Annotated in this window: 9 protein-coding genes and 1 pseudogene; 3 read left to right on the top strand and 7 right to left on the bottom strand. The window is 56.6% G+C overall.

All coding sequences use genetic code 11. The features are described from left to right. From OGX96_RS10295 to OGX96_RS10265, 7 genes and pseudogenes are all read right to left on the bottom strand, one after another. On the bottom strand, nt 1–1,715 hold a 1,715-nt coding region (locus OGX96_RS10295), incomplete at its 3' end, for a primase-helicase zinc-binding domain-containing protein (RefSeq protein ID WP_286582532.1). A gap of 14 nt (nt 1,716–1,729) precedes the next feature. Further along, nucleotides 1,730–2,050 (bottom strand): DUF5375 domain-containing protein, encoded by a 321-nt coding sequence (locus OGX96_RS10290; protein ID WP_286582534.1) that lies wholly within the window; start codon nt 2,048–2,050, stop codon nt 1,730–1,732. After that, complete coding sequence (locus OGX96_RS10285; protein WP_502872632.1) at nt 2,047–2,307, bottom strand: hypothetical protein; 261 nt, start codon at nt 2,305–2,307, stop codon at nt 2,047–2,049. The genes OGX96_RS10290 and OGX96_RS10285 overlap by 4 nt, the downstream gene beginning before the upstream one ends. 71 nt (nt 2,308–2,378) lie before the next feature. Then, complete coding sequence (locus OGX96_RS10280) at nt 2,379–2,828, bottom strand: hypothetical protein (protein ID WP_286582536.1); 450 nt, start codon at nt 2,826–2,828, stop codon at nt 2,379–2,381. Then, nucleotides 2,821–3,120, bottom strand: coding sequence for a derepression protein (locus OGX96_RS10275; protein ID WP_016151189.1), 300 nt, complete (start codon nt 3,118–3,120; stop codon nt 2,821–2,823). The genes OGX96_RS10280 and OGX96_RS10275 overlap by 8 nt, the downstream gene beginning before the upstream one ends. Next, nucleotides 3,113–3,712, bottom strand: a complete 600-nt coding sequence (locus tag OGX96_RS10270; protein WP_286582958.1) for a host cell division inhibitor Icd-like protein — start codon at nt 3,710–3,712, stop codon at nt 3,113–3,115. Before OGX96_RS10270 ends, OGX96_RS10275 begins: the two co-directional genes overlap by 8 nt. Then, nucleotides 3,709–3,976, bottom strand: a pseudogene (locus tag OGX96_RS10265) (helix-turn-helix transcriptional regulator). The gene OGX96_RS10270 and the pseudogene OGX96_RS10265 overlap by 4 nt, the downstream one beginning before the upstream one ends. A gap of 551 nt (nt 3,977–4,527) precedes the next feature. Here OGX96_RS10265 and sid point away from each other — a divergent pair. From sid to OGX96_RS10250, 3 genes are read left to right on the top strand one after another with little or no spacing between them, the layout of a single operon-like run. Continuing rightward, on the top strand, nt 4,528–5,331 hold the full coding sequence (gene sid / locus OGX96_RS10260) for a capsid size-determining scaffold Sid (RefSeq protein ID WP_286582519.1): 804 nt from the start codon (nt 4,528–4,530) through the stop codon (nt 5,329–5,331). Beyond that, nucleotides 5,328–5,570 carry an ogr/Delta-like zinc finger family protein gene (locus OGX96_RS10255; RefSeq protein WP_000984214.1) on the top strand — a complete coding sequence of 81 codons (243 nt, stop codon included), beginning with the start codon at nt 5,328–5,330 and terminating at the stop codon, nt 5,568–5,570. Before sid ends, OGX96_RS10255 begins: the two co-directional genes overlap by 4 nt. A gap of 16 nt (nt 5,571–5,586) precedes the next feature. Then, the gene (locus OGX96_RS10250; RefSeq protein ID WP_286582515.1) at nt 5,587–6,162 is read left to right on the top strand and encodes a phage polarity suppression protein; all 576 of its coding nucleotides are present in this window, start codon (nt 5,587–5,589) and stop codon (nt 6,160–6,162) included. Nucleotides 6,163–6,236: the final 74 nt, after the last annotated feature.

The raw sequence follows: 6,236 nt of genomic DNA, 5'->3' as shown, positions 1-6,236 counted from the left end.
ACGGAGACCGCATCCCCGCCGGTGATGGCCTTGAGTCCTGCCCCGTCACCGCTCCATTTCTCCTGGTCAGGCAGACGTATCAACGAGAAGCCAATCAGCGCCGCGCGCTCGCGGGGGGATTCCAGCGTCTCGATGGTGGCCGACGTGGCGTTATCTTCCCCGGCGAGCATGGTCGCAATTTCGGCCAGAATACTTTTCCCGCTGCCGCCGGGACCGGTCACTTCGAGAAAGAGCTGCCAGTCGTAGCGGTTCGCCAGCACCATAAACAGTGCGGCGAGTATCACGTCACGTTTATCGGCGCGCGAACCGGCGGCGCGGTCGAGCCAGCGCCAGAAATTCGGCGCGTGCGTCTCCAGCGTTTCCCCCTCGACCGGCGGGGTGAAATCCACGTCGCACAGGGTGCGCAGCCAGTGCGTTTTACTGTGCGGGCTGAATACGCCGCTTTTGGTATCGAGCACACCGTTGCGAAAGCCAATCAGCCGCCGCGCCGGGGCGTCCTGCTGCGGAATAATCAGTTTCAGGGTGTCCACCACCGAGGCAATTTTCCCCGATGAGAACGGGGCGCGCAGACGCTGGAACAGCCCGGCCACGTCGCGCGCAAAGTCTGACGGCGGAATGATTTTCCATATTCCCGCCTCATAGCGGGACAGAAGCTGCCCGTTCGCATCCACCGCCAGCGCTTCGCCGTAATGCTCATGTACCCGCATGGCTTTCTCACTGGTGCTCATGGCGGTAAATTCCGCCTCGCTCATGGTGCTGAACGGGCTGTCAGCCGGTGGCCGGATAGCGTCATACATGGCTTTACGCGTGGCCTCCCCGCCGTGCTGTGTATACGCATCATTCCAGTCACCGAACACCGGCGGCAGGGCGACCACGCCCTCGCAGGACTCTGCGGCCGCAGACGCTTTGGTCTGGCCGTCGCCGTTAAGGTCGCGGTCGGCGGCCAGCACAATCCGGCAGGCCGGATATTTGTGACGGGCAAGGCTCGCCAGAGAAAGGAGGTTCACCGACGACAGCGCCACCATGACGGTTTCCCCGGTCAGGTGATGCACGGTGAGCGCGGTCGCGTAGCCCTCCGCTATCCACAGCCGTTTTCCCGCCTCTTTTTTCCCGTCGAGAATATGACACGCCCCTTTCACCTGACCGCCTTTCAGGGTGCGCTTGAGACCGTCCGCATTAATGAGCTGGACGTTAACCAGTGCGCCGCTATCGTCATACAGCGGGACAACCACATCCCCGGCGCGGTACGTCACGCCGCCGGTTTTATGCAGGGTGGTGAGCGTCAGACATTCCCGGCCGGGGAAGCCCTTGCGGGTGAGGTAGGCATTGCCGGTGGCCGGGCGGGCTTTCTCCGTCAGTTTTACGGCCAGCGCGGCGGCGGCTTTGCGGCCAGCCTCCGTTTCAGCGTCTGCGGCCGCAGTCACCGCCGGGGCAACCGGCGGCAGGTTGCCGGTCACGGCGTTCACCTTCCCGGCCGCCTCTGACGGGGTCACGCCGAACACTTTCTCAACCAGTTTCAGGCCGTCTCCCGCGCCACACTGGTTACAGAACCACGTCCCGCGCCCCTCTTTATCGTCAAAGCGGAAACGGTCGGAGCCGCCACACACCGGACAGGCCTGATGGCGGTTTGTGATGACCGTTACCCCCAGCGCCGGGAGAATGCGCGGCCAGTGGCCGCACGCCTGTTTTACGGTGTCCGTTACGTTCATTTTCATCGTTATTTTCTCCCTCAGTGCAGCGCCGGTGCGGTGATATGACGGGCGCAGAGTTCATCCATCACAGCCAGCCCGAGAAAGGACAGCGACGGGGCGGCCTTGAGTGGTCCGGCTTCCATTAAATCTTCGAGCAGGGCACAGGCAATCTGGCGGCCTTTTTCCTCGCCGTGCTGGCGCAGGTAGAAACCCTCCAGCTCGGTCGCAATGGCGCTTTCCAGCGCGTCGAGGGTGAGGTGCGGGTAGCGGTGCTGGCGTTCGCACAGGGTCAGCCAGGCACAGGCGACCGCCCGGCGATAGAGCGCGGCGCGTAAGACGGGCGTTAATGGCTTTTTCATACGTTGCCCTCCCCGGTCAGCCAGCACTGATTACAGCGGTCGACCACGCCGTCAAGCCGGGCAGTCATGAGGTAAATCACCGAGATGAGCTGTAGCTGCTGTGCCGGATTGTGGCGCAAAGAGGTGCAGTCCTGCACCTGCATCAGGTCGCCGACGAGCTGGCCGACATTGCGAAGATGTTCGAGACATTCAAGGTCTGCCCGGCTGATAGTGGGCTGGTTTATATTCTGCGGCCGTTCCGTACTGTTAACAGGCATTATTTCGTCTCCTGAGGACGTGCGTATCCCTGCGCAGATACGCACATTTTATTTTTGGGTGTCGTTTTTAATTACAGATAATGGCGGTAGCTGTTATCCGGTTTTATTTCCGTTTCCGGCCTGAAATTATTCCGCCATTTATGCGCCACCGGCGCCGGACGTTTAACCGGGGGAATATCATCAGGATAGTTATCGATATTCCTCGCCCGGTATTGCTGTAATGCCGGGTCGGCTGCTATTTCGCGCAATACGGCATGGCGGTTTTCAGGGTTGCGCTTAAATACATCGGGATGCTCACAGGTAAAGTCCCGCAAAAAACGACTGAGCGGAATTTCTGCCATACAGCCACCGGCAATAATACGAATGAGGATGGTGTAGGTGCGCCGGTACGGGTTCCAGACCAGCCCCGGACAGCGGTACGGCATATCCCACGGAATACCGTCGGCCAGCACGCCCGACACCACCACATCAGGAAATCCTGTACAGCGATATGTTTCGCCCGGCTGAGGGAAATCAAACATGGTGCTCCCCTCCGTTTCCCGACGTCGTGGCGAGAAAGTCACGGCACAGGCCTTTGGCTTTCAGCTCTTCCAGGACGTAGCTGACGTCCTCATGGATATAACTAAAAATCTGCGGCAGGTATAGCTGGTGTAAACCGTTCAGCTCACGGCGCAGCAAATCACCGCCCACGAACTGCGAGACGGCGCTGGCACGATTGAGTTTATGGTACGCCTCAATGCTGAGGTGTTCCTGCATGGGGTTAAGGTCATCACGACGCGCTGAGACGGTCTGAGGGGTGTTTTTATTATGCATGTGACACCTCCATAACCGGCAGACGGGCGGCAAGGGAAAGCACGTATTCCCGGACAAGGGTGCGGCGGGCGGCCAGCTCGTCACCGGCCACGGTGCGGAGCATACAGATACGGGGTTTACGGTCTGCGCGACGGACGGCGGCAAACACAAAGACAAACTGCGGGTGTGACGGGGTGAGGGTCGTAGCCATAAGGCAACCTCCTTCGAGTAGCAAATTATTGCTATCGCCGGAGTTTCCACGCTCAGTGGCGATAGCCCAGACGGGGGTGGAAATACCGGCCTCGAAGAATACCGGCCAGCCCGAGGGCTGCCCCGCCTGAGCTACCATTGACATGACAGCATGATATGCGATTGCGGACAGGAGACACAAAGTGACGTCTGCACGACGATCCGCACACCACGCCATTATCTGGCGCTCTGTGGCGTTAGTTGCGACACAAAAAAAGACGCATGGCGCGTCTGGTGTCGCCTTCGAGTTGCTCGGGTTTCCACGCCCGGCTGTCGATTTTGCGACAGCGACAAAACTGTACCAGGAAACACACAACGGATGCAAGCCAGAAAAAGGGGCTTTGTGAAATCGGCTCTGATTCATGCGTCGTATTTCCGGTTGCGGTGCGCGACACGTTCTGCCATCCACGCCGTGATTTCAGATTGTAGCCAGGCGACATTTTTACCCCCGAGGGGAAACCTGCGCCGGAAAAGCATTGCGGGCGATTAAATCGTAGAGCGTGGAGCGGGACAGGCCGCACTGATGAATGACTTCCGGGAGACGTAAAAAACGTTCCTGAGCCGGGGCTGAAACCGGCATCGGGTGCGTGCCAGTGGGGGAAGATGGTACTGATGAAACTGTGTGCATAACGCTACCTCGTTAATATCCGCAGAGATCCGGACGTGTCCGTCCGGTATCAGGTAGCGCTCTATTTTGTGAATATTTTTTCTCAATGCAACAGGGGGAAATTGTACAAAGCACGGGACAACGGGTGATGTTTTTTTACTCAAGACCATTTAAAGGCACTGGAAGGAGTTATAAGGCACTGGAGATTTCAAAAGTGAAATGCAAATTGATTTAATCACCCTAACAGCATGAATTAATAGGATATGCCGCATAAAATTTACATTCGGGATGTTCAGACCAGTGAACAGTAGTGAACAGTTGGTGAACACTTCTCTCTCAACTGTTCACTCTTTAATTTATTGTTTTACTTATATTTTTATTCTGAGTGAACAGTAGTGAATAGTTATATGTAAAAAAACAAACAGAGAGAGGGAGTTTCCTGCGACCTTTCTCTGGCCAGCCGGGTTTTTAAGTCCTGTTTGTGCCATGTCTGCGACAACGGCAATGAATCGAGTTGTTGTCTGAGGGACGGCAGAATGGCGTCAGGTTGAAAACACAGAGAGAACCCGACGATGAAACCAGATTTGTTTACCGCAGTAATGAAAACCATCGGCAGCACGCAGGATGAGAACATCCGCACGGCCATTGACAGCGCACTGGATACCCTTAACGAGAAAGCAAACCAGAACGCAGAGGCCACGATAAATAATGCGCTTGAGGCATTCAGCAAGGCCAAATCCGTGCACACGGAAAACATGCTGAAACTGAATGATATTGATGCGGCTATTACCCGCAGCGAGAAAGAGCGTCAGAACGCCCTGAATGAAAGTGCCGAAGCCGAACAGAACTGGCGTACCCGTTTTCGCGAACTGCGCGGCATGATGACCCCGGAACTGAAAGCCGAACACAGTCAGCGAGTGGCCGGTCGGGAGCTGGCGGAGGAATTCACCGCCCTGATTGATGAACTCAACGATGATAAAGCCAGTACCATGCTGGACGCCTGTACATCAGGAAAAGAATACATCAGCGCCCATTCAGAGGCGCTTTCTGTCCATGCCCGGAATGAGTGGGCGGCGGTGATGAAGGCGATTCCCCCGGCGCTGATACGCGCTTTCGCGTTACGTCTGCGTGAACTCGAGATTAAGGGAGAAGAACACCCTCACAACGTTCTCATTCAGGAGCTGGGTGAGAATGTGCTGGCGCAAAGCAGGTACTACACATTCAACATGGAGCATGAGCCGGTAATTTCAAAAATTGGGCTTCACCGTCCGGCACTCACCGGCGTGGACATGAAGCTCTTTAAAAGCCCTGTTCTCAGAATGGCGCGGGCTAAAGAGCTGGCACAGAAGAAAAAATCGCGGGGGGTTAAGCCATGATGCGCTGTCCGTACTGCAAACAGGCTGCCCATGTCCGTACCAGCCGTTACCTGTCGGATAACGTCAAACAGAGCTACCTCCAGTGCGTGAATGTCTTTTGCTCCGCAACCTTTCGCACCACCGAGTCTATCGACGAGGTGATACGGCCACCGGCAGAAGAAAAGCCCGAACCACCACAGACAGTACCAGAAACACCGCCCCGAATTCTGGACTGCGCCCGCTCATCGCTGCGCCACTGATTCAGGAGAAAAGACAATGGCACGAGCACTACTGGAACAGGCCTTTGAAACCTGTCAGAAGAATAAATCGGACTGGATGAGCAGCAAGTCAGCACTGGCGCGGGCTGAAATGGCGCTGAAAGAGCTGGAGCTGACCTGCACCCGTTATCAGCCGGAGGCAGCACAGGCGCTGCGGGATGATATTGACCTGAAAAAATGGGCGGTAAATAAGTCGGCCGGGCAGTACATCCGGTCACATGAGGCCGTGCAGCGTATCAGTATCCGGCGTCAGCTCCACGCCTTTATGCAGGTAAGCGGCGATGCGCTGGCCGCCGCACTGGCACCGGAATTAATGTATCTCTGCGAACAACCTGACATCGTCAGAGAACGGGCTCTCGACCGGGCGGCCGCCAGTGTTCGCGAAGCGCTGTCCGTTCATGTAACCCGCGGAGGAAATATTGATTACGCAGAGGAAGAACGCGACATTCTGACAACCATCGGTTTCCGGCCTGACAGAGCATCGAGAGACGACAACCGGGCAAAATATACGCCTGAACAGAGTCAGATTTTCATGCGCCGACAGGCCGCGCAGACCCGCAAAAAATCCGCATAAAACGCCCCGAAAATACCCGTCTTTTTAATAAAAATAGCCATGCATGCCTACGCTGCATGGCTTTGCATGCAAAA

This window comes from Citrobacter sp. Cpo100, from assembly GCF_030332595.1.
GTDB classification, from domain to species: domain Bacteria; phylum Pseudomonadota; class Gammaproteobacteria; order Enterobacterales; family Enterobacteriaceae; genus Citrobacter; species Citrobacter portucalensis.
Note: the sequence above shows the minus strand (reverse complement) of the source record. Positions and strands in the feature narration are given on the sequence as shown.